Origin of the sequence: Microcystis sp. M53598_WE2 (genome assembly GCF_030067735.1) — a bacterium.
GTDB classification, from domain to species: Bacteria; Cyanobacteriota; Cyanobacteriia; order Cyanobacteriales; family Microcystaceae; genus Microcystis; species Microcystis aeruginosa.
Genome location: NZ_JASJFE010000267.1, coordinates 1 through 1,145, shown reverse-complemented (window position 1 = coordinate 1,145; position 1,145 = coordinate 1). Strand labels below are relative to the sequence as shown.

Here is a 1,145-nt window from a genome sequence, read left to right as displayed (position 1 = left end):
TGGTGGCAAATTTTCCCGCTTTTATGGACATTACCGCGAGGACAACAGGGTTTATTATCTTGGGTGAGAACTCTTAACGGCAAAGAAATTCAAATTCAGACTCGTAAACCCCATAGTATTAACACCGATGGCGAAATTACTAGCACTACTCCCGCCATATTTCGAGTTATTCCAGCGGCCTTAGGAGTCTATATTCCCCGTCAGGAAACACAATTTTAAAATTAACGAAAAGGAGGAGAATACAATAAACCCCCCTTGGTCTAAAGATTATTTAAACCTCGATCGAGTTGCAGGGGTTTACCGATTTCACGATCATAAATTTCACCGTAATTACCCACCTGTTTTAAGACTCTTTGGGCAAAATCATTGGGTAAACCCATATCTTCACCTAACTTCTCATCGATACCCAAAAAGCGCCGAATACTGGGGTCTTTGCTGTCGGCAAAAGTGGCAATATTTTGGGAGTTAATCCCAAATTCTTCCCCTTGAATTAAACTAAAAACGATCGAGCGGACGGCATTCGACCAAGCGGGATCACCATCGGCCACGGCCAAGGGTTCCTTAGATATTACCACTTAGTTTACCACTGATAGGGAATAATATTAGTATCATAAGGTAAGCGATCTTCATCTGGTGCGTCTGCCTGAAAAGCGACCGAGTTTAGATGCAGTGCAAAAGCTTCCCGCTCGCCAATTGTCTGAAAACCATGCCAAATACCGGGAGGAATTTGTACCAGTTTAGGAGCCAATTCGCCTAAAAATATCGTGTTAATTTTGCCTCTGGTGGGTGAGGTTTCCCGATCATCGTAAAGGACAAGTTTCAACAGTCCTACAATGACGGCAATTTGATCAATTTGCGTTGTGTGTCTGTACCAAGCTTTAACAATACCGGGCAAAGTTGAAGTAATATAAACTTGTCCAAAGCCGGGGAAAATCTTATCATCAGCCCGTTGAATTTCCATGAGTCGTCCTTTTTCATTTGGCAATAACTTGAGAGGGCAAACTTCTACACCTTCTATCCATTGCTCATTAGATTGTGTTAACTTTGTCATAGCTAAAGACTTAAGAACCATTGATCACTATAAGGAACCACATAATGAGCCACTATACTACAGATATTGACCATTTGCGTTTATTTCTATTTAC

1 protein-coding gene and 2 pseudogenes are annotated in these 1,145 nt (G+C 41.5%); 1 reads left to right on the top strand and 2 read right to left on the bottom strand.

What is annotated here, in order from left to right:
- Positions 1 to 219, top strand: a pseudogene (locus PX636_RS05625) (lipid kinase); the annotation flags it as partial.
- A gap of 41 nt (positions 220 to 260) precedes the next feature.
- Here PX636_RS05625 and PX636_RS05620 read toward each other — a convergent pair.
- Positions 261 to 575 (bottom strand): annotated as a pseudogene (locus tag PX636_RS05620) (amino acid ABC transporter substrate-binding protein); the annotation flags it as partial.
- A gap of 5 nt (positions 576 to 580) precedes the next feature.
- Positions 581 to 1,051, bottom strand: a complete 471-nt coding sequence (locus PX636_RS05615) for a dTDP-4-dehydrorhamnose 3,5-epimerase family protein (protein WP_147070831.1) — start codon at positions 1,049 to 1,051, stop codon at positions 581 to 583.
- Positions 1,052 to 1,145: the final 94 nt, after the last annotated feature.